The 259-nt window shown below is 60.6% G+C and carries 1 protein-coding gene; it reads right to left on the bottom strand.

The window, feature by feature from the left end; genetic code table 11:
• Positions 1 to 245, bottom strand: a 245-nt coding sequence (locus CH341_RS32865) for a Crp/Fnr family transcriptional regulator (RefSeq protein WP_245431359.1), incomplete at its 3' end; no start/stop codon positions are given.
• Positions 246 to 259 lie beyond the last annotated feature (14 nt).

Genomic DNA, 259 nt, shown 5'->3' with positions numbered 1-259 from the left:
GCGGTAAGTTTCGGAGAATTCGAGAAGACGCTGCGGAGCCCCGATTTCGGGAACGGGCAGATAACGGCATCGGTCGCAGCCGCGATGCCGCAGGTGCTTTCGGCGAAGGCAATCTGGTTGGTGCCGACGACGTCGCCCGGAAAATGCAGGTCGAGGATCTGACGGCGACCATCGGGGGTGTGGATGAAGGTGTAGACCCAGCCAGAATCCAGCACGAAAAGGCGGTTCGTCTCGCCTTCGTCCACAAGTGTCTCATGCC

Source organism: Rhodoplanes roseus (assembly GCF_003258865.1).
Taxonomy (GTDB): Bacteria; Pseudomonadota; Alphaproteobacteria; order Rhizobiales; family Xanthobacteraceae; genus Rhodoplanes; species Rhodoplanes roseus.
This window is presented reverse-complemented; position numbering and strand designations above follow the sequence as displayed.